This is a genomic window from Arthrobacter zhangbolii (genome assembly GCF_022869865.1).
GTDB lineage: Bacteria > Actinomycetota > Actinomycetes > Actinomycetales > Micrococcaceae > Arthrobacter_B > Arthrobacter_B zhangbolii.
In genome coordinates this window covers 783,484-802,692 of sequence record NZ_CP094984.1, presented here as the reverse complement: position 1 = coordinate 802,692, position 19,209 = coordinate 783,484, and the positions used below count along the sequence as shown (strand labels likewise).

At 67.2% G+C, this 19,209-nt stretch carries 18 protein-coding genes; 5 read left to right on the top strand and 13 right to left on the bottom strand.

What is annotated here, in order from left to right; all coding sequences use genetic code 11:
- Window positions 1–17 precede the first annotated feature (17 nt).
- Window positions 18–986, bottom strand: a complete 969-nt coding sequence (locus MUK71_RS03755) for an asparaginase (RefSeq protein ID WP_227929090.1) — start codon at window positions 984–986, stop codon at window positions 18–20.
- Between the two features lie 169 nt (window positions 987–1,155).
- On the opposite strand from MUK71_RS03755, the gene MUK71_RS03750 reads away from it, so the two are divergent.
- Window positions 1,156–2,157, top strand: coding sequence for a LacI family DNA-binding transcriptional regulator (locus tag MUK71_RS03750; protein WP_227929091.1), 1,002 nt, complete (start codon window positions 1,156–1,158; stop codon window positions 2,155–2,157).
- Between the two features lie 5 nt (window positions 2,158–2,162).
- On the opposite strand, the gene MUK71_RS03745 is transcribed toward MUK71_RS03750, so the two are convergent.
- From MUK71_RS03745 to MUK71_RS03730, 4 genes are all read right to left on the bottom strand, one after another.
- Complete coding sequence (locus MUK71_RS03745; RefSeq protein ID WP_227929092.1) at window positions 2,163–3,275, bottom strand: EcsC family protein; 1,113 nt, start codon at window positions 3,273–3,275, stop codon at window positions 2,163–2,165.
- A 33-nt stretch (window positions 3,276–3,308) separates the two neighbouring features.
- Window positions 3,309–4,505: an ROK family transcriptional regulator gene (locus tag MUK71_RS03740; protein ID WP_227905366.1), complete on the bottom strand. Its 1,197-nt coding sequence runs from the start codon at window positions 4,503–4,505 to the stop codon at window positions 3,309–3,311.
- Window positions 4,506–4,620: 115 nt separating this feature from the next.
- Window positions 4,621–5,676 carry an ABC transporter permease gene (locus tag MUK71_RS03735; protein WP_423724621.1) on the bottom strand — a complete coding sequence of 352 codons (1,056 nt, stop codon included), beginning with the start codon at window positions 5,674–5,676 and terminating at the stop codon, window positions 4,621–4,623.
- Window positions 5,673–7,205: a sugar ABC transporter ATP-binding protein gene (locus MUK71_RS03730; RefSeq protein ID WP_227929093.1), complete on the bottom strand. Its 1,533-nt coding sequence runs from the start codon at window positions 7,203–7,205 to the stop codon at window positions 5,673–5,675. The genes MUK71_RS03735 and MUK71_RS03730 overlap by 4 nt, the downstream gene beginning before the upstream one ends.
- A gap of 118 nt (window positions 7,206–7,323) precedes the next feature.
- On the opposite strand from MUK71_RS03730, the gene MUK71_RS03725 reads away from it, so the two are divergent.
- The 3 genes from MUK71_RS03725 (at window position 7,324) to MUK71_RS03715 (ending at window position 10,793) form a co-directional block, all read left to right on the top strand.
- Entirely contained in the window at window positions 7,324–8,367 is a 1,044-nt protein-coding gene (locus MUK71_RS03725) for a substrate-binding domain-containing protein (protein ID WP_423723784.1), read from the top strand.
- Between the two features lie 155 nt (window positions 8,368–8,522).
- The gene (locus MUK71_RS03720; protein ID WP_423724622.1) at window positions 8,523–9,746 is read left to right on the top strand and encodes a Gfo/Idh/MocA family protein; all 1,224 of its coding nucleotides are present in this window, start codon (window positions 8,523–8,525) and stop codon (window positions 9,744–9,746) included.
- A gap of 45 nt (window positions 9,747–9,791) precedes the next feature.
- Window positions 9,792–10,793 carry a sugar phosphate isomerase/epimerase family protein gene (locus tag MUK71_RS03715; RefSeq protein ID WP_227929094.1) on the top strand — a complete coding sequence of 334 codons (1,002 nt, stop codon included), beginning with the start codon at window positions 9,792–9,794 and terminating at the stop codon, window positions 10,791–10,793.
- Between the two features lie 440 nt (window positions 10,794–11,233).
- Here MUK71_RS03715 and MUK71_RS03710 read toward each other — a convergent pair whose 3' ends face one another.
- From MUK71_RS03710 to MUK71_RS03690, 5 genes are all read right to left on the bottom strand, one after another.
- Window positions 11,234–11,665, bottom strand: coding sequence for a hypothetical protein (locus tag MUK71_RS03710; RefSeq protein ID WP_227905372.1), 432 nt, complete (start codon window positions 11,663–11,665; stop codon window positions 11,234–11,236).
- Between the two features lie 3 nt (window positions 11,666–11,668).
- Entirely contained in the window at window positions 11,669–12,253 is a 585-nt protein-coding gene (locus tag MUK71_RS03705; RefSeq protein WP_227929095.1) for a hypothetical protein, read from the bottom strand.
- Window positions 12,204–13,208 (bottom strand): hypothetical protein, encoded by a 1,005-nt coding sequence (locus MUK71_RS03700; protein WP_227929096.1) that lies wholly within the window; start codon window positions 13,206–13,208, stop codon window positions 12,204–12,206. The genes MUK71_RS03705 and MUK71_RS03700 overlap by 50 nt, the downstream gene beginning before the upstream one ends.
- The gene (locus tag MUK71_RS03695) at window positions 13,205–13,693 is read right to left on the bottom strand and encodes a hypothetical protein (RefSeq protein ID WP_227905379.1); all 489 of its coding nucleotides are present in this window, start codon (window positions 13,691–13,693) and stop codon (window positions 13,205–13,207) included. The genes MUK71_RS03700 and MUK71_RS03695 overlap by 4 nt, the downstream gene beginning before the upstream one ends.
- Window positions 13,694–13,795: 102 nt before the next feature.
- The gene (locus MUK71_RS03690) at window positions 13,796–14,416 is read right to left on the bottom strand and encodes a phosphatase PAP2 family protein (protein WP_227929097.1); all 621 of its coding nucleotides are present in this window, start codon (window positions 14,414–14,416) and stop codon (window positions 13,796–13,798) included.
- 125 nt (window positions 14,417–14,541) lie between these two features.
- On the opposite strand from MUK71_RS03690, the gene MUK71_RS03685 reads away from it, so the two are divergent.
- Window positions 14,542–14,895, top strand: a complete 354-nt coding sequence (locus MUK71_RS03685; RefSeq protein ID WP_227929098.1) for a hypothetical protein — start codon at window positions 14,542–14,544, stop codon at window positions 14,893–14,895.
- A 32-nt stretch (window positions 14,896–14,927) separates the two neighbouring features.
- Here the strand turns inward: MUK71_RS03685 and MUK71_RS03680 are convergent, their stop codons facing one another.
- From MUK71_RS03680 to MUK71_RS03670, 3 genes are all read right to left on the bottom strand, one after another.
- Window positions 14,928–16,376, bottom strand: coding sequence for a basic amino acid/polyamine antiporter (locus tag MUK71_RS03680; RefSeq protein WP_227929099.1), 1,449 nt, complete (start codon window positions 16,374–16,376; stop codon window positions 14,928–14,930).
- A gap of 186 nt (window positions 16,377–16,562) precedes the next feature.
- Window positions 16,563–17,834 (bottom strand): arginine deiminase, encoded by a 1,272-nt coding sequence (locus MUK71_RS03675; RefSeq protein WP_227929100.1) that lies wholly within the window; start codon window positions 17,832–17,834, stop codon window positions 16,563–16,565.
- A gap of 233 nt (window positions 17,835–18,067) precedes the next feature.
- Complete coding sequence (locus MUK71_RS03670; protein WP_227929101.1) at window positions 18,068–19,132, bottom strand: restriction endonuclease; 1,065 nt, start codon at window positions 19,130–19,132, stop codon at window positions 18,068–18,070.
- Window positions 19,133–19,209 lie beyond the last annotated feature (77 nt).

Sequence of the window (19,209 nt, the reverse complement as noted above, 5' to 3'; positions counted from 1 at the left end):
AGTAGGGACGGGGTGGTCTAGGCGTAGGCGGAGAAGCGTTCGGGGAACGTCTCCGGCGACGGATCCAGGGCCAGCAGCAGCGCGGCCAGGATGCGGGACTGGAACGGGTTCAGGGTGCGGGCCGTGACGGCTCCGGCGCGGACCAGGTCCTTGCCGCCGCCGTTGCCGTAGGTCGGGATCACCGGGCCCCACGGGGTGCGGCTGGCCAGGATCACGTGGACGCCGGCCCGGTTCAGGTCCGCCACGGCTTCGGCGAAGCCGGGCCCCGCGTTGCCGATGCCGGTCCCGGCCAGCACCACGGCCTGCGCGCCGTCGGCTGCCGCGTGGCGCAGCAGGTTCGGAGTGGCCCCGGGGTAGGCGGTAATGATCTCCACCCGGGCGGCATCAAAGGCGGCGCCGGGCAGGGGCAGCGGCGGGCAGCGGTCCGGGCGGGCGGCGACGACGACGTCGTTCCCGGCCAGGTGCGCCACCTCCGTGCCGCCGGCAAAGGGGCTGGCGGCAGTGGTGTGTGCCTTGCGGGCGCCGCGGGCGGTGCGGACGGTTCCGGCGAAGCTGATCAGCACTCCGGTGCCGTGCAGCTGCTTCTCGGCAGCGGCCTCCACGGCTTCGGCGAGGTTCTGCGGGCCGTCCGGGTTAGCACTGTCGGCCGGCTGCTGGGCGCCGGTAAAGACCACGGGTTTGGAGCCGGCATGCACCAGGTCCAGCAGGAACGCGGTTTCCTCCATGGTGTCGGTGCCGTGGGTGACTACGACGCCGTCCACGTCCTCCTGCGCCACGGCGGCGGAGGCCGCTTCGGCGATGGTCCGCAGGTTGCCCAGGTCCAGCCGGTAGCTGCCCGTGGTGAGGATGTCCCGGGTGGTCACCGTGTGCCGGCCGGAAAGGGACGCGGCGAGTGACGCCGCGCCGTCGGCAGCCACGGCTCCCTCCGGACCCTGTCCGCGGGAGGCGATGGTGCCGCCTGTACCCAAAACCACAATTGAAGCCACTGCCCAGTTCCGTTCGTTGATTGCCTCTGGCCGGCCGAACGATTGCCGCATACGATTGCCGCAAACGTTTGTGTAACCGGTGGAAGAGATACTATGGGGCAGATCATGTGAAGCGCAACACATTCACACACTCGTTACATTTCCCCGACATACGAAACGAAACGGAAACATGCCATCCTCAGGACAGGTCACGCTGAAGCTGCTGGCCAAGGAGCTCGGCCTGAACGTCTCCACCGTTTCCCGCGTCCTGAATGATCCGGCCGGAACCGAGTCCAAGTGGGCTGCGCCGGCCACCACGGAGCGGATTTTCAGCCTTGCCCGGGAGCGCGGCTACAGCCGTAATCCGCATGCGGCCTCGCTGCGGACCTCCCGCTCGGACATTGTGGGCGTAATTGTTCCCCGGCTGCAGGACTTTGTCCTGGCCACCATTTACGAGGGCGTTGACGAGGCCGCCGCCGAAAACGGGCTGTTCGCCGTGGTGGCCAACTCGCTGGATGATCCCGGCAAGCAGCGGGCCAAGGCCGAGATGCTGCTGGGGCGGCGTTCCGACGGGCTGATTTTCGGCGACGCCCATCTGCATGAGCCGTATCTTCAGGAGCTGGCCGGCCGCGGGGTGCCGCTGGTGCTGGTCAGCCGGTCCTCCGCCGGGCATGTCAGCGTGACCTGCGACGATTACGCCGGCGGACGGCTGATGGCCGAACATTTCCTGGCCTCGGGCCGCCGGTCCTTTGCCCTGGTGGCCGGTTCCGCGAATACCTCCACCTCGCAGGGGCGCACCGGCGGTTTCCTGGACGTGCTGTCCGAGGCCGGCATGGAGGTTCCGGAAGAGTGGATCATCCACAACGGTTTTGACGCCGCCGCCGGCCAGGACGCCGCCCGGCGGATCCTTGGCTCCGGCCGGGTGCCCGAGGCCGTGTTTGCCGTGAATGACTTTGCCGCCATCGGCGCCATGGGCGTCTTCCGCGAGCGCGGGCTCAGCGTTCCCGGGGACGTGGCCGTGGGCGGGTTCAATGACACCCCGCTGGCCGGCGGGATCAACCTGACCACCATCCGCTCCCCCATGCATGAAATGGGCCGGCGCGGACTGCTGGCGCTGCAGTCACTGATGGGCGGCGGGTCCGCGGAGAGCCTGCGGCTGGCCCCGGAACTGGTGGTCCGGGCCAGCGGATAAGCCGGCTAGGTGAGCTCCGGCCCGCCCACCCGGGCAAGCTCGGCGAGCACGCTGATGGCTTCGTCGGCGTCCTCGTCCGCCTCCGGGTCAATCACCACGCCGGGGGCATCCTCCGCACCGAACTGCGGGTACTTCTCCAGCAGGAAGCGGCGGCGGTAAGCGGCGTCGGCCGCGTCCACCACGGATTCCAGCGTGGCCCAGTTGAAGCCGCCGCCCACCAGGATGCCGGCCGCCGGCACCACCTTGCCCCGGGACTGCCTGCTGATCCGCATCGCGAAGGCCTTCGTGAACTCCGCGGAGACCCGGTCAACCACCGGTGCCTGCAGGTCCGCCCACGCCGTCCGGCGGACCAGTGCCTGGGTCAGCCGGGACACGTCAGCCACCGCAGCGGTTTTCGCGCTGGCGGAGAGGGCCGTGCCGGCGTTCACCACCGCCAGGATGAACAGCTTTTCGGCGGGCTCGTCGGGGTCATAGCCGTAGAACAGCCCCACATGTCCCGCCGACCGCTGCGCCAGTTTCAGGAGCACTGCCGCGTCGCCTTCGGCGCCGGGAACATTTCCCCCGGCAGGTACCGCAGCGGTACCGGTGGCGGCGGCGAACAGTGCCCCGCCGGACATCACCAGTCCGGCGCCCATCCCCGACACTGCGGCGGCAATCGGGTAGTACAGGTTCACTCCCCGTCCGCGCACGGCGTCGATCTGCGCCAGGTCCAGCCGGCGCAGATCCGCCAGGGAGGACACCTCGTGGCCGCGTTTGCGGTGGGCCTCGAGCACCCAGCGCGGGTTCAGTTCCGCCCGCCCGGCACGAGCCAGCACCCGGTTCACGGAGTCGACGGCGCTTCCGCCCCAGTCGGCCACGGCCTCGGGCACGGACCCGGCGGTTTTGCGTGCTCCGGCGCGCAGGGCCTCGGCACCCCGGCCGAAGAGTTCCTGTCCGCGGGAGACGGCCGCCTTGGCACCGGGGCGGTCCCCGAGGTATTTGGCGGCGCGCCTACCCAGCCCTTCCGCGCCGTCGGCCACCTGCCCGCTGGCCTGTTTCATCACCCGCGAGACCGGACGGGACCGGACCCGCTGGAGCCGGCGCCAGGCGTGGATCTCGTAATTCGAGGGTTTTGTCATGAGGGGAACTATAGGGCCCCGCGCGGGCGCGCCCTACCCCACCCGGGCGGCCAGCATGCCGTCCACGCTCTCCGGTGAGAGGGCGTGGTGGATGGCCAGCATGCTCGCTCCGAGCATGCCGGCGTCCGGCCCGGACGCGGATTGGACTATCTGCAGGTGCTGGGTGGCCAGCGGCATGCTGCGTGAGTACACCGCTTCCCGGACCCCGGCAATAAAGTGCTCGCCGGTCAGGGCCATGGACCCGCCGATCACAATGACGGCGGGGTTCATCATGCTCAGGCAGGCCGAGAGCACCTCGCCCACGTCCCGGCCGGCCTGGCGGACCGCGCGCACGGCGTCCTGGTCGCCCCGGTTCACCAGCTCCACGACGTCGCGGCTGTCCTCGGCGCTGTGTCCGGCGGCCTGCAGCTTCAGGGCCACCGCGGGTCCGGAGGCCAGTGCCTCCAGGCAGCCGACGTTGCCGCACCGGCACAGCAGTTCCTCGCCGCTGGCCACCCGGATGTGCCCGATGTCCCCGGCCACGCCGTCGGCGCCGCGCAGCAGCTCACCGTTGCAGATGATCCCGGCGCCGATGCCGGTAGCCACCTTCACGAAAATCAGGTTTTCGACGTCGGGCCAGGCAGTTTCCCGCTCCCCCACCGACATCACGTTCACATCGTTGTCCACCAGCACCGGCACGCCGAAGTGCCCGTGCAGGTAGCCGGGCACGTCGAAGCCGTGCCAGCCGGGCATGATGGGCGGGTTGATGGGGCGTCCGGTGCTGTGTTCCACCGGTCCGGGCAGGCCCACGCCTACCGCCAGCAGGTCAGCGGCGGACCGGCCGGCCTCCGCCAGCACGGTGGTGGCCAGTTCCACCACGGCATCCAGGACGGTCCGGGGGCCGGCGCTGACCAGCAGTCCGTCCCGGAAGGCGTCCGCCAGCGCGGTGCCGGAGAGATCGGTCAGTCCCACGTGCAGATGCGAGGCGCCGATGTCCACGCCCAGGACCAGCCGGGTGTCGGTCTGCAGCGCCACCTGCGCCGAGGGCCGGCCGCCGGTGGAAATGGCGTCCTCCACCGGGGCCACCAGGCCCAGGTCCATCAGCGCATCCAGCCGCAGTGCCACGGTGGAACGGGCCACTCCCACCAGGTCCGCCAGCTCGGTCCGGGTGCGGGGCTGCCCGTCGCGCAGCAGCTGGAAGAGTTCGCTGGCGCCGGCCGGAGCCGACGCGGTTTTCCTTATATCGACCACTGGCCAATTGAAGCATAGTGACCGGCGTTACCCGGCAGCGCCCGTAACCCGGCAGCCGGGGAACAGCTCCCCGCAGTTCCCGCCCGGCGCTCCCCCGTGTTCCCGGCCCGGCGGCTCATAGGGCGCCCTTGCGCCGGGTGCCGCGCACCGCGAAACGCTGCTGCAGCAGGACGGCGGCCACGATGATGGCACCCTTGGCCACCTGCTGCACCGAGGTGTCCAGGTTGTTCTGTGTAAACACGTTGATGAGGATGCTGAACAGCAGCACACCCAGTACGGTGCCCACAATGGTGCCGCGCCCGCCGATCAGCAGCGTGCCGCCCACCACGACGGCGGCAATCGCGTCCAGCTCGAACAGCAGGCCATGGGTGGAGGTGCCGGCGGTGGTGCGGCCCATCATCATCACCCCGGCAATACCCACGGTGGTGCCGGAGAGTACGTACAGCCACACGATGTGCCGTTTGACCTTGATGCCGGCCAGCCGGGCCGCCTCCAGGTTGCCGCCGATGGCCACCGTGCGCCGGCCGAAGGTGGTGCGGTTGAGCAGGAACCAGCCGGCGGCGGCCACCAGCGCGAAGATCCAGATCAGCAGCGGCACGCCCAGGAAGTTCGAGCGCATCACGGACAGGAAGTCCGGTTCAATGACAATCTGCGTCCGCCGTCCGGAGATCAGTTCCGCGGCGCCGCGGGCGGCCACCAGCATGGCCAGGGTGGCCATAAACGCCACCACGTTGCCGTAGGCGATGATCACCCCGTTGATCAGCCCGGCAAACATTCCGACGGCGAGCGCCACCGCCACCATCAGCAACCAGCTGGTCTCCCCTGCGGTGCGCTGCACTGCGGTCAGCGACGCCACCACGGTGGTCAGGCCCATCACCGAGCCCACGGAGAGGTCGATGCCGCCGGCGGTGATCACAAACGTCATGCCGATGCAGATCACCCCGGTGATCGAGGCGTAGCGAAGGATGGTCAGCATGTTTTCCAGGTTCAGGAACCGGTCCCCGCTGGTTGCCGCGCCCACCACGCACAGCAGCACCACGGCCAGCGCCAGGCCCAGGTTGCGCCCGGCGGAGCCGCCGAGCCAGGTACGCATCGGGTTCTGCCGGATGGCCGGGGCGGTGGCGCCGTCGGCCGGGGGCGGCTGGACCGCCGCCGTTTTGGACTCACTCACTGCGCGTTTCCTTTCAGCACGAGGTCAAGCACGGCGTGCTCGTCCAGATCAGTGGCATTGCCGGTGGCGAGCACCCGGCCGGCGTCGAGCACAAGCACCCGGTCCGCCAGCCCGAGCACCTCCTCCAGTTCGCTGGAGACCACCACCACGGCCACGCCGTCGGCGGCCAGGTTGCGGATCAGTGCGTAGATCTCGGTTTTGGCGCCGACGTCGACGCCGCGGGTGGGTTCATCGAGCAGCAGGACCTTAGTGCCGTGCAGCAGCCAGCGGGCCAGCAGCACCTTTTGCTGGTTGCCGCCGGAGAGGGTGCGGGCGGGCCGGTCCGGGTCCGCCGGATGCAGCTGCACTGCGGCCGCCTGGGTGCGGGTGGCTTCCTTCTCCCGCCGCTCATTCAGCAGCCCACGCCGGGCGAACCGGGCGAAGGTGGAGAGCGTGGCGTTGCGGTAGATGGGTTCCTCCAGCAGCAGGCCCTGGCTTTTGCGTTCCTCCGGGGACAGGCCGAGGCCCGCGCCTATCGCCGCCGGCACGGAGCCGGGCTGCAGGGTGGTGCCGTTGACCCGCACCGTTCCCGCAGTGGCACGGCGGGCACCGTAGATGGTTTCCAGGATTTCCGAGCGGCCCGAGCCCACCAGCCCGGCGAGGCCGAACACCTCGCCGGCGCGGACGGTGAAGCTCACCCCGGTGAAGGAGCCGGCCAGGCCCAGGTCCTGGACCTCCAGCACCACGGGCGCCGCACCGGGCACGGGGATCCGCGGCGGAAAGGCGTGGGCAACGTCGCGCCCGGTCATCAGCCGGACCAGGTCCGCCCGGGACGTGCCCTCCACCGGCAGCGAGGAGGCGGTACTGGAGCCGTCCTTGATCACCGAGATCCGGTCGCCGATCTGCCGGATCTCCTCCAGCCGGTGCGAGATGTAGACAATGGCGATGCCCTGGCCGGTGAGCTCGCGGATCACCCGGAACAGGTTGGCCACCTCCCCCACATCCAGGATGGCGCTGGGCTCGTCCATAATGATCAGCCGGGCGTTGCGGGAGAGGGCCCGGGCCATGCTCACCATCTGCTTGCCGGCCGCGGACAGGCTGCCCACTTCGGCCGACGGGGCGATGTCGGTGTGCCCGAGCCGGGCGAGCAGTTCCCGGGCCCGGCGGCGGGCATCCCGGACCCGCAGCACGCCGGCCCGGGAGTCCTCATGGCCGAGGAAGATATTCTCCGCGACACTCAGCCCGTCCACCACATCCAGTTCCTGGTACATGGTGGCAATGCCCAGGTCCAGCGCCGCCGTCGGGCCGGAGAGTGTCACCGGTTCCCCGTTCCAGCGGATCTCGCCGGAATCCGGCTGGTGCACACCGGAGAGGGCCTTGATCAGGGTGGATTTGCCCGCACCGTTCTGGCCGAGCACGCAGTGCACCTCACCGGGAAGTACCTGCAGATTCACTCCTTTGAGCGCGCGGACTCCGGCGAAACTCTTGCTGAGATTGTGAACCTCGAGCAGCGCAACGGCGGGCTCGGAGGAGACGTGGGATGCGGCCATGTGACGGAGCTTACACACTTATGTCGATTGCCAGTAGTATCTTGGCGCTTTATCGTCGGACTTCTGTTACTGTGACGCATGTCACCCCAGTAGTGCTCTATCGACAGAGGAGAACACCATGCATGGACGCATGACGGGCAGGAGGCAGTTCGCGGCCACCGCGGCGTGTATTGCCGCCGGCGCGCTGGTCCTCACCGGATGTACCAGCGGCGATGAAAGCAACAGCGAACCAACCAACAACTCGGCCGAGGGTAACCAGGCTGAGGGCGAAACCGCCGTCATCGGGTTCTCCGGCCCCGCGGCAGACCACGGCTGGCTGGGCGCCATCAACTCGGCGGCCCTGGCGGAAGCCGAGAAATACCCGGACATTGACCTGCGCGTGGCGGAGGGCACCAATGACGCCAACCTCCAGATCAGCCAGGTGGAACAGTTCATCAATGACCAGGTGGACGCGATTGTCCTCCTGCCAACGGACGGCGCCGCCCTGACCGACGTCGCCACGCGGGCCATGGAGGCCGGGATTCCGGTGATCAACGTGGACCGGGAGTTCTCCAGCCCGTTTGCGGCCCGCGCCACCGTGCTGGGCGATAACTACGGCATGGGCGTCAGCGCCGGCACCTATATCTGTGAACAGGTCGGCGATAACCCCGACGCCGTTGTGGCGGAGATTGCCGGCATCGACTCGCTGCCGCTCACCCAGGACCGCAGCCAGGGCTTCGAGGACGCCCTGGCCGGCTGCGGGCTTGAGGTCAGCAACCGGGTGGCCGCGGACTTCACCGTCCAGGGCGGCGAGGCCGCAGCATCCCAGCTGCTCTCCGCCGCACCCGAAATCGATGCCCTGTGGAACCACGACGACGATCAGGGCATCGGCGTCCTGGCCGCCATCGACGCCGCCGGACGCGACGAGTTCATCATGGTGGGCGGCGCCGGCTCGGCCAACGCCATGCGCGAGATCCAGTCCGGCGACGGCGTGATGCAGGCCACCATCATCTATCCGCACACCCAGGCCGCAGACGGCATCCGGCTGGCCCGGCTGCTGGTGCAGGACAAGGCGATGAGCGATCTGGTGGAAATCGAAGTACCCAACCGGGTGGTGCTCAACGCCCCGGTGGTGACCTCGGAGAACGTGGAGCAGTACCTGCCTACCGCGTTCGAATCCTGACCGTTCGAATCGTGCCGTTCGATTCGTGACGCGGCCTGGTCCCGGCCAAACCCGGGAAGCCCGACGGCGGGACGCACCGACACACGCGTCCCGCCGTCGGCCGCACTATCCAGCACTACCCAGCCGCACCCGTACGGCCCGGAAAGAGGAAATCCATGCAGGAGAACAAGCCCCTGAAAGTGGCCATGATCGGGCACGGTTTTATGGGTGCCGCCCATTCACAGGCCTGGCGGGTGGCACCGCGGTTCTTTGACCTGCCGCTGCAGCCGGAGCCCACGCTGCTGGTGGGCCGGGATGCCGGCCGCACCGCCGCTGCCGCCGCGAAATGGGGCTGGGCGGAAACTGCCACCGACTGGCGCGAGGCAGTGGCGCGGGAGGACATCGACGTGATCGACATTGTCACCCCCGGTGCCTCGCACGCGGAGATCGCCATTGCGGCGCTGCAGGCAGGCAAACACGTGCTGTGCGAAAAACCGCTGGCCAACACGGCCGACGAGGCACGCGCCATGGCCGAGGCAGCTGCGGTTGCCCGGACCTCCTCCGGTGCACGGGCGATGGTCGGATTCACCTACCGCCGGCTGCCCGCCACCACCCATGCCCGGAACCTCGTGGCCGCCGGCGCCGTCGGCGACGTACGCCAGGTACGGGCGGTCTACCTGCAGGACTGGCTGGTGGACGCGGACGCGCCACTGACCTGGCGGCTCCAGCAGGAACAGGCCGGCTCCGGTGTGCTCGGAGACCTGGCCGCCCACGCCGTGGACCTGGCCCAGTACATCACCGGGCTCCGGCTGTCCGAGGTCAGCGGCACCCTGGAAACCCTGGTGCCCACCCGTCCGATCCCTGCGGACTCCCCCGCCGCTGCAACAGACGACGCCGATGGGAAGGCACACGGCGGCGGGCTGGGCGGGACGGCCGGCGGCAGCGAAGAACGCGGTCCGGTGACCGTGGACGACGTCGCGCTGTTCACCGGGCGCTTCGACACGGGGGTACTGGGCAGCTTTGAAGCCAGCCGGATGGCCACCGGGCGCAAGAACGCATTGCGCGTGGAAATCTCGGGCACGCGCGGGGCGCTCAGCTTCGACCTCGAGGACCTGAACTTCCTGGACTTCTATGACTACACCGCGCCGGCGGACCGGCAGGGCTTCACCCGGATCATGGTCACCGAACCCGCCCATCCCTACATGGAGGCCTGGTGGCCCGCCGGACATTCGCTGGGCTACGAGCACGGTTTTGTGCACCAGGCCAAGGACTTTGTCGAGGCCGTTGCCGCCGGAACCGACCCGTCGCCGTCGTTCGCTGACGGCCTGCAGGTCCAGGAAGTGCTGGACGCCGTATCCCGCAGCGCGGGCAAGTCCAGTGTCTGGACGCCCGTCGCCTGACCGAGTTAGTCACCGTCGATAATCCCCGTCCCGAAGGAGCCAGCCATGCCCCGTCCTGTCACCCTGTTTACCGGCCAGTGGGCCGACCTGCCGCTGGAGGAAGTGGCCCGCCTTGCCTCGGAGTGGGGCTACGACGGCCTGGAGATCGCCTGTTGGGGCGATCACTTGGACCCGTGGCGGTGGGATGACCAAGAGTACGTGCAGAGCCGCCGCGACATCCTGGAGAAGTACCACCTGAAGGTCTATGCCATCTCCAACCACCTCAAGGGCCAGGCAGTCTGCGATGACCCGATTGACCAGCGGCACCGGGACATCCTGCCGGACCAGGTCTGGGGCGACGGGGATCCCGAAGGTGTCCGGCAGCGTGCCGCCGAGGAAATGAAGCACACCGCCCGGCTCGCCGCCGCACTGGGGGTGAGGACCGTGGTGGGCTTCACCGGTTCCTCGATCTGGAAATACGTGGCGATGTTCCCGCCGGTCTCCGCCGAAGCGATCGACGCCGGCTACCGGGACTTCGCGGACCGCTGGAACCCCATCCTGGACGTGTTTGACGAGGTAGGCGTCCGGTTTGCGCACGAGGTGCATCCCAGCGAGATTGCCTACGACTACTGGACTACGCAGCGGGCCATGGAAGCCATCGGGCACCGTCCGGCCTTCGGCCTGAACTGGGACCCCAGCCATTTTGTCTGGCAGGACCTGGATCCGGTCAGCTTCCTCTGGGACTTTTCCGACCGGATCTATCACGTGGACTGCAAGGACACGAAGAAGCGGATGTCCAACGGGCGCAACGGCCGGCTGGGCTCGCATCTGGCGTGGGCCGATCCACGGCGCGGCTGGGACTTCGTTTCCACCGGGCACGGCGACGTGCCGTGGGAGGACGCCTTCCGGATGCTCAACAGCATCGGCTACGAGGGGCCCATCTCCGTGGAATGGGAGGACGCCGGGATGGACCGGCTGGTGGGTGCCCCGGAGGCGCTGGCCTTTGTGAAGTCGCTGGCGATGGATCCGCCGGACGCCGCCTTTGATGCGGCCTTCAGCTCGCGGTAGTTACGGCCGGAAAACAGCGAAGCCAGCGGACGGTATCCGCTGGCTTCTGTTGTCATCACGCACTGTCCCCCCACAGGCAGCGGATGATCCGGACTCGGGGGCGCCGAGGCACCTGATCCGATCCGCAACAAACGCCGTACGGGGCACGCCCCGCTGATTCACTCCCGATCAAGGACCGAGCCACCAACCGGAAACCAGCGGAACTCCTGCGGCGGAGAGATTCGGCGGTGACCCCCCAGTCACGGTGCACGAACATCCCCGGACCAGGATTGCCCCGTCCAGCGTTTATCGAGTTATCAAACACGTCTCACACATGTGTGAAACATGTTTGTGAGCGTACCACTGCCCTTTACGGGGCGCAAAGTTTTTCTCGCGGCTGTAACTATTCGGGGGGACCGATTCCGCTGATCCGCACCTGATCCCCGCTGGGAAAGGAAGGCCTAGTCGCTCTCGTCCAGAATCTTCGCAATGGCCTTCAGTGCCTCCGGGTCCACCGGGCCCAGGGCACGGGCCGCAAAGTTGCGCACCTCGGCGCGGCGCATGCTGCGCAGCAGTTCCAGCTCGGCCTCCACCCGTTCGGGCAGGTTGCCGTCCTCCAGCAGCAGGTAGTCCGGGTCCACATCGAAAACGGCGGCAATGGCCCGCAGCGCTTCGTCCGGGACCACCTGCTCCTTGCCGGATTTCAGCAGTGACCAGCGGGTGCGGGAGAGGTAGTAGCCGGCCTTCTGCGCCCCGTCCCGGATGGCCGGGTAGTCAAAGGGCTTGCCGGACTCGGACATGATGACGTCCAGCAGGAGGTTGATCTTCCGGGCCAGCGTTTCGGCTCGCCGAAGGCCCGCAGTGCGCTCCGGGGGAAGATCAAAATCATTCATGCGTCAGCTCCAAGTCATCACTGCAAGGAAGCAGCAGAAGGTTGCCAGCCCCAGGGCGGCGCCGGACAGCGCCTCCCGCAGGCTGTGTTCGCCGAGGGACACCCGGCTGAGGATCATCAACGGCGATAATATCAACAGCCACGCCCAGCCCGCCCCGTAGGTCGCCGTCATCCAGAGCACGCCGAAGGTCAGCACGGACACATGCGCCGAGACATTGAGCCAGCGCCGGAAAAACACCAGCCCCAGGTTGCCGAGCAGCAGCCCGGTCACCGTTTGCGGCACCGGCGAAGCCACGGGCAGCAGGTAGCAGACGACGGCGCCGGCCAGCATCAGCGCAGCCACTGTCGCGGCCCGCCACCGGTCCGAGATCCCGCGCCGTCGGAACCATCCCTTGGTGCCCTTGTAGATCACCCCGGGCACCACCACTATGCCCACCAGCAGCAGAAGCACGCCCGGCAGCCGCAGCCCGGCCTCGATGCCGGCCGCGATGATGAGGACCGCCAGCACCAGGGCCGGCGGCAGGATTGTGGAGTACCAGCTAGCCGCCGGAGAGCGCTGCGCGGCGGGCGGGTGTTCCAGTGTCTTCAATTCTTCTGCCTATCTGATCAACAATGCGGGTCTCCTCCGGCGAGAGCAGCCCGGGTTCCAGGACCCGGATGTCACCGATGAGGATGAACCAGCGGTAGAGCTGGGTCTTGGAGGTGCGGGCGGCGAGGGACACGTTGGCTGCTTCCAGCGCCCGGGTGCCTTCGCAGGTCCTCATCAGGCGGCGCACGATGGGGCGAAGGGCGTCCAGGTCCTCGGCACGACGACGGCGGGCGGCGGCGGCGGTTTTCATCCGGGCGTAGGACGGCACCGCGAACCCGACGGCGAAGCCGAGCATGGTCAGTGCCATGAGGATCCGGTAGCCAATGTAGAGGCCGAAGGGCGCCTGCACGCCGAAGAACTCCATCCCGATCAGCAGCATCTTCACCGCCACGGCGCCCACGCCGGCGAGGCAGCCGGCACTGAGGATGCGCACGCCGATGCCGAATTCCCGGGACTCCCCGGCCTTGTCCCGGCGTAGGCATTCGATGCCGGTGTAGCCGAGCACCACGCCGATCCAGGCGAAGAAGCTGGCCTGGTAGGGGGCGATCGTGGGGATGGACGCGAAGGCGTCGGTGAAGTTGGTGGCGGAGCCCGGGGTGTCGGACACCAGCAACAGGGTCGTCTGGATCACGGCGAGGACAACGCCCAGGCCGACCAGTACCCTGACGTGCCGCCCGCCGTCGTCGTCCGTCCTGCCGGTGGCCTTGAGCAGCAGCCGGCACAGTTCGGTCATGCCGGCGCCCATGATCAGGTGCACGATCAGGTTGAGCAGGTTCCGCTCCCCCAGCAGGGAATCAACGAAGAGGTAGACCTGGTCAATGTTCAGGGTTGCGCCGGTGGCAACGGCGGCGATGCCGGGCAGGATGCCGGGCTTCCAGCCGAAGCGCAGGCCGATCAGCCGGATGACCACGAGCGTCCAGAGCGCAGCGGCCGGCAGCATCTGCAGGGTGATCACAGGAACGTCCGTTCAAAGCTGCTGGGGCTCTCGGGTTCCTTGGGCAGCAGGGCCAGGGAGAGCAGGTACGCCACCTGTTCGGCGGCGCGTTCGGTCGCGTTCCAAGTCAGGGACCGGGCGAGCATCCGGCGGATGCCCTTGCGGCTGCCGATGTGCTGGAACAGGGAGGGCATGGTGGTTTCCACGCCGCCGCAGCCCTGGTGGCGCAGCAGGATGTGGCCGAACTCGTGGCAGGCGGCGTGCGTGCGGTGCAGTTTATTGTCACCGGAGGGCAGCAGGATGATGGACTTTTTGTCCTTTTCAATCCAAAGCCCGGTCACGGAGGGAATGACGGCGGAGTCAATATCCCGCAGTTCAATGGGTTTGCCGTGTGTCTTGGTGACGGCTGCGAGCAGGTCATCGAAGGTGACGTGCTCGCCCAGGTTCAGGGCGTCGACCACTGCTTTTGAGGTGGCCCGTTCCCCGGCGGACTTCCCGAAACGCATTGTCATTCTTTCCCCATCGTTGTTTTCCACACTTATTCATACTGCATTGGTGTGAAGAGACTGTCCTGACTTTATCGCAATCCGGGGATGCTTCGGCGAGGCTTAGGGCAGCAGCAGGGCGAGGGCGAAGGCCAGGCAGCCGGCGATGTGTCCGGCCAAGACCTGGGTGGGCGTGTGGTCGCCGAGCTTCACCCGGGACCAGCCCGTGGCCGAGGCCAGCAGCAGGGCCAGTGCCGCGCCGAGCGTGGGGATGGGTGCGAGCAGGGCCAACCCGACGTAGGCGGCGACGGCGGAATGCACCGACAGCTTCCACACCAGGTTGGCTGCCAGACACAGCATCATGCCGATGAACACGCCGCCGATTTCGCCGAACATCGCTGCGGGGGCGTCGAGCAGAACCAGAAGCAGGGCGCCGATGCCCATCGACACTGCAGAGGCGGCCAGGATCGGTGCCCGCTGGGTCCGCACACCCACGTGATGGTCGGTCACTCGGCCGCGCCGCTTCAGCACCAGGATCCCGGCGAAGGGCAGCCCTACGGTGAACAGCGCCGCCGTGATGCCCTGCAGCCAGGTCACGTCCGGGGTGAGCAGGGGCTGCAGCAGCAGGAGGATCCCCACCAGGACGGCCGGGGCGGAGATCTCGGTGACGATCCGGGCCAGGCGGGTGGAGGTGGTGGTGGTACGCGATGCGGTGGACGTGGCGGGCTGCAAGGTGTCGGGCATCGGTCGATTCTACGGGGCTTCCGGGCAGGTCGCGCTGTAGTGCCTGGTGGCTATCACGGCCGGTGAAGGGATCCGCGTCTGGTTGCTGGGCTCACTTTCCGGCCGGCACGCAGCAATAATGGGGCATGGACCGGCGCAGCGCACTGCTTAGGGCGGTAAAGGCTCTTCACACGTTTTTGTGGTTCACCATTGAGGCCTGCATGCTCTACGTCCTGTACGCCGGGTTCCGAAGGCAGTCTGACCGGAGGGCGGGGATCGCCGCCGCTGTGGTGGCAGCGGAGACCCTGGTCTTCGCCGGCAACGGATTCCACTGCCCGCTGACGGCGGTGGCACGCGATCTCGGAGACAGCACCGGGTCGGTCACCGACATCTATTTACCGCGCTGGCTGGCTCGAAACCTCCCGGCCATCCACGTGCCCCTGATCGTTATTGCGGTGGTCCTTCATTGGCGGAACCTCTCGGCCCGGGCGAGCCGGTGACCCGCCGTCGTCGTTGTTAGTCCAGCGGATCCCTAGAGCTCTATCCAGCCCTGGGCCAGGGCGAGCACGCATGCGACGGCTCCTGCCAACGTAATAAGGAAAAGAACCAGCTCCCCTCCCCGGAAGACGCGTTTGCCTTGTTCACGGCGCGCGATCACAAACAGGACGGTGGCGGGGGCATAAAAGATCATTGAAAGCAGCACCAGGGACAGCCCGGCGGCGTAGACCAGAAACACCGAGTAAATGGTGGCAATGAGGGCAATGGCCAGGTCGCCCCGCCGAATGCGGCTCGGGGCTCCTTCATACGTTTCGCCGGTCCAGCCGAGCTTGAGGGCGTAGAGAGCCGCGAAAAGGAGGGAAAACAACGTCAGGACCGCGGTCATGTCCAGGGCAAAGTTGAAGGCGTCCTCGGAGAAGTAGGTGATGACCATGACCAGTTGGCTGAGCAGGGTGCTCAGCAGCAGGGCGTTGACCGGAACGTCGTCCTCACTGACCCGGGACAGGAACCGCGGCATGTCCTTCTCCCGGGCGGCCACATACAGAACCTCCGCTGCCATCAGGCTCCAGGCCAGGTAAGCGCCCATCACCGAAATGATCAGGCCTGCGCTGACGAACACCAGCCCCCAGGTCCCCACTCCCGCTTCCAGGACACCCGCCATGGACGGTTGGCGCAGCTCGGCGAGCTGTTCCATCGGCAGGACGCCGTAGGAAACGATCGTGACCGAGGCAAAGATGGCAAAAACGCTCAGAAAGCCGAGGATGGTGGCCCGGCCAACGTCCTCCCGCCGTCGGGCATGGCGCGAATACACACTGGCACCTTCAACACCGAGGAACACGAACACCGTCACCAGCATCGTGTTGCTGACCTGCTCGAACAGCGGCCCCGTAGAGTCCGCCCCGGTAAGGTTTCCCGCGAAGACGGCGGGGTCGAACAGGAAGACGGCAAACAGCACAAAGACCAGGATGGGAACAACCTTGGCTATCGTGACTATCCGGTTAATGGCCGTGGCTTCCCGAATGCCGCGCCTGATCAGGGAGAAGAATCCCCACAGCCCGACCGAGGACAGCACGACGGCGAGGAGGGTGTCCCCTGCGCCCAGCTGCGGAAACAGGGCTCCCAGCGTGGACATGGTGAGCACCCAGTAGGTGACGTTTCCAACACAGGCACTGGCCCAGTACCCCGCTGCGGAGAAGAACCCCACGTAATTTCCGAAGCCGGCCTTGGCGTAGGCGAAAACCCCCGCATCAAGCGCCGGTTTGCGCATGGACAGCCGCTGGAACACAAAAGCCAGCATCAGCATGCCGGACCCCGCAATCAGCCAGGCGACGAGTGCACCCCACACCCCGGTTTCCTCGGCGAAGCGCTGGGGCAGGGAAAATACCCCGGCCCCGACCATGGACCCGATCACCACAGTGGTGAGGGTCAGCAGCGAGAGTTTGGCCGCTGGAGCTTTGTCCCCCGAAGCAGGCGCATTAGACACGGTTCTTTCCAATCGGATGTGGCGGCACTGAGGCAACACCGCTTAGATGGAGAAACCGACCGCTTCCTGCGGGGAACTCCTCCGTCAGCGGCTCACCACAATCCTCTCAGAGGGAGACGGCGGGCTCCGAATCGGCGGCCGGCAGCTCGAGGCCGCCGCATCCGGCACGCCGCCGTCGTCGTCTGGTTAGTCCAGCGGATCCCGGATGATCGGGCAGGTCATGCAGTGCCCGCCGCCGCGGCCGCGGCCGAGCTCGGCGCCGACGATCGGGATAACCTCGACGCCGGCATTGCGCAGCGCCGCATTGGTCTGGGTGTTGCGGTCATAGGTGAACACCACGCCCGGTTCCAGGGCGACGGCGTTGTTCGCACTGTCCCACTGCTGGCGTTCGGTCGCGTGGTAGTCCCCGGCGGTCTCCACCAGGCGCAGCTGCTTGTAGCCCATGGCTTCGGCGACCACGTCCACGAAGCGGCGGTCCCGGTGGTCGCGGATTTCCAAGCCGGGGGCCTTGTCCGAGGGGTGGATGGTGAAGGGGTGGATGCCGTCCACGATGGCCGGGTGGATGGTCGCCAGGTCCCGGTCCGCGAAGGTGAACACGGTGTCCAGGTGCATCGCGGCGCGCAGCTTCGGCATGCCGGCGACGACGATCCGCTCCGCCGCTTCGTCCTGGAACAGGGCCTGGGCGAGCTGGGTGATGGCCTGCCGGGAGGTGCGCTCCCCCATGCCCAGCAGCACGGTGCCGTTACCCACCGGCATGACATCGCCGCCCTCCAGGTAGGCCTGGCTCCAGTCCTTTTCCGCGTTGCCCCACCAGATTTTCGCGCCCACGTAGTCCGGGTGGAACCGGTAGATGGCCTGCATCAGCAGGGTCTCGTCGTGTCGGGCCGGCCAGTACAGCGGATTCAGGGTCAGCCCGGAGCCGATCCAGCAGGTGGTGTCCCGGGTGTAGAGGGTGTTGGGCAGCGGCGGCAGCAGGTACTCGGGCCTGCCCTGCGATTCCCGGACCAGGGCGACGTAGCCGCTGAGGTAGTCGGTGGGGAGGTCCGACGTCGTGAGCCCGCCGATGAGGTAGCGCGCCAGCTCCGCCCCGGTCAGCGAATCGAGGAAGGCCCGGGTGCCGGCGACCAGGCCGAGGCCGACCCGGTTGGCGATGATCTTCCGGTCCAGCAGCCAGGTCCGCGCCTCGGGGATGTCCACGGTGGCGCCGAGCAGGTCATGCAGTTCCACGACGTCGACGCCGTGCTCGGTCATTTTGGTCACGAAGTCGGCGTGGTCGCGCTGGGCGTTCTCCACCCACATCACGTCGTCAAAGAGCAGGTCTTCCCGGTTGGTGGGGGTGAGCCGTTCGTGCGCGAGGCCTGGGGCGCAGACCAGAACCTTGCGGAGTTTCCCGACCTCGGAGTGGACGCCGTAGGTGGCGGCGGGTCCTTGTGTGGCGACGGGGGCGGGGGAAGGCATGGATGACTCCTTTATCAGCAGGCTTACCAGCATCCTTGCAGACGGAGGGGCGGGGGCCGAATTGAGTGGTTGTCTCCGGTCGTTAAGGTCCGAACAGGAGCTGCGTCTCTGCCAGATCGGTGCCACTCCCCTAAGGAAACTTCGGCGCCCGTAGTCAGAAACGCACGGATTCCTCAATTCGTAATGCCCGCGAGGCGTTCTGCCGGGTGAGCTTTTGTCCCATGCCCTCCGATTTACCCGGCCTCGTCGGCCAGCGTCCAGATCTGTTTGAGCGGAAGTTCCCGGCGGACCCGGGCCGGAAGCGAGGCGTAATGTTCCTGCAACTGGGAGACCACTTCGTCAGCGTCCCAAACCCGGATGGCGAAGCGCTGCGATTCCAGGAGCTTGCGCGCTGCCCTGGTAAGCCCGCCCCACGCCACCAGCAGACCCTGATCCGCGCCGTGGATGGCCAACGATCCGTGCAGCTGCGACACGGTCGGCGAGTCAACCGGCGAGGCCTGACTTTTTACCTGAACGATCAGACGCGGCGGTTCCAAGCCGAGGATCCCTTTGCCTGCGACAATGTCGATTCCGTCGTCGGTCCCTTCGCCGTGCTCGGTGCAGACGTACCCGGCGCTCCTGAGGATATCGGCGATGAGCCCTTCCATCTTGTGTCCGGAGAAGGCTTCGATGGTGCGACTTGCAATAGTGTCGGCGGCGTAGCGTGCAACGTCCACTGGAGCTTCTATGAGCTCTTCGGCTTCTTCGATGTGAAGCACGGGTGCAATAGGCGACGGCGCTGTTACGGAGGCTGACAGGCCTACACGTGCTCCAGGGTCGGCACCGCCTGAGATGCAGGAACGAAGCCGGTGCTCGGCGTCGTTACGTTGTATCTGGCACACCGTAGAGAAGGCGCCGAGGGAGTACAACAGGTCCTGCTTGATCCGCGACCGGGCAAGGTCGGTGACTTTCCACGTGACCCGGCGCACGTGACGCCGTTGAGGATCCGGATCGTCCAAGTACGTGTACTCGCTGTCGATGCTGCCAATGGCAATCTCAGAAGTCCTCTTCAGAGGCATCACCACCAGATCACCTATTTGCATGCGCTGCTTCAATGCCCAAAGCTGCGCAGCGAAGTTCTTGACAGCACCGGGCGAGCTGTTGGGGATTCCCTGGCTCACCTTCTGCATGACATCTTCGCGGGTGGCGCAGCCGTTTAGAGAGGCGACGTCACCATATCCGGCGCCTGTGTAACCGTTTTCCAGGGCCCACTGTTCGCGCTCACCCGAACTGCCAGCTCTCACCATCCATGCCGTCATTGAGCCCTCCCATAACCAATACCGTCGAGGCAGTCTACGACACTGGTCATCTCGTCGGCTGGAATCCTCTCACCATC

Bases quoted from the DNA above. Each gene is read 5' to 3' on its own strand.
- MUK71_RS03750 (WP_227929091.1), top strand. From the start codon at position 1,156: ATGCCATCCTCAGGACAGGTCACGCTGAAGCTGCTGGCCAAGGAGCTC.
- MUK71_RS03745 (WP_227929092.1), bottom strand. From the start codon at position 3,275: ATGACAAAACCCTCGAATTACGAGATCCACGCCTGGCGCCGGCTCCAG.
- MUK71_RS03730 (WP_227929093.1), bottom strand. From the start codon at position 7,205: ATGGCCGCATCCCACGTCTCCTCCGAGCCCGCCGTTGCGCTGCTCGAG.
- MUK71_RS03725 (WP_423723784.1), top strand. From the start codon at position 7,324: ATGCATGGACGCATGACGGGCAGGAGGCAGTTCGCGGCCACCGCGGCG.
- MUK71_RS03720 (WP_423724622.1), top strand. From the start codon at position 8,523: ATGCAGGAGAACAAGCCCCTGAAAGTGGCCATGATCGGGCACGGTTTT.
- MUK71_RS03715 (WP_227929094.1), top strand. From the start codon at position 9,792: ATGCCCCGTCCTGTCACCCTGTTTACCGGCCAGTGGGCCGACCTGCCG.
- MUK71_RS03710 (WP_227905372.1), bottom strand. From the start codon at position 11,665: ATGAATGATTTTGATCTTCCCCCGGAGCGCACTGCGGGCCTTCGGCGA.
- MUK71_RS03695 (WP_227905379.1), bottom strand. From the start codon at position 13,693: ATGCGTTTCGGGAAGTCCGCCGGGGAACGGGCCACCTCAAAAGCAGTG.
- MUK71_RS03690 (WP_227929097.1), bottom strand. From the start codon at position 14,416: ATGCCCGACACCTTGCAGCCCGCCACGTCCACCGCATCGCGTACCACC.
- MUK71_RS03685 (WP_227929098.1), top strand. From the start codon at position 14,542: ATGGACCGGCGCAGCGCACTGCTTAGGGCGGTAAAGGCTCTTCACACG.
- MUK71_RS03675 (WP_227929100.1), bottom strand. From the start codon at position 17,834: ATGCCTTCCCCCGCCCCCGTCGCCACACAAGGACCCGCCGCCACCTAC.
- MUK71_RS03670 (WP_227929101.1), bottom strand. From the start codon at position 19,132: ATGACGGCATGGATGGTGAGAGCTGGCAGTTCGGGTGAGCGCGAACAG.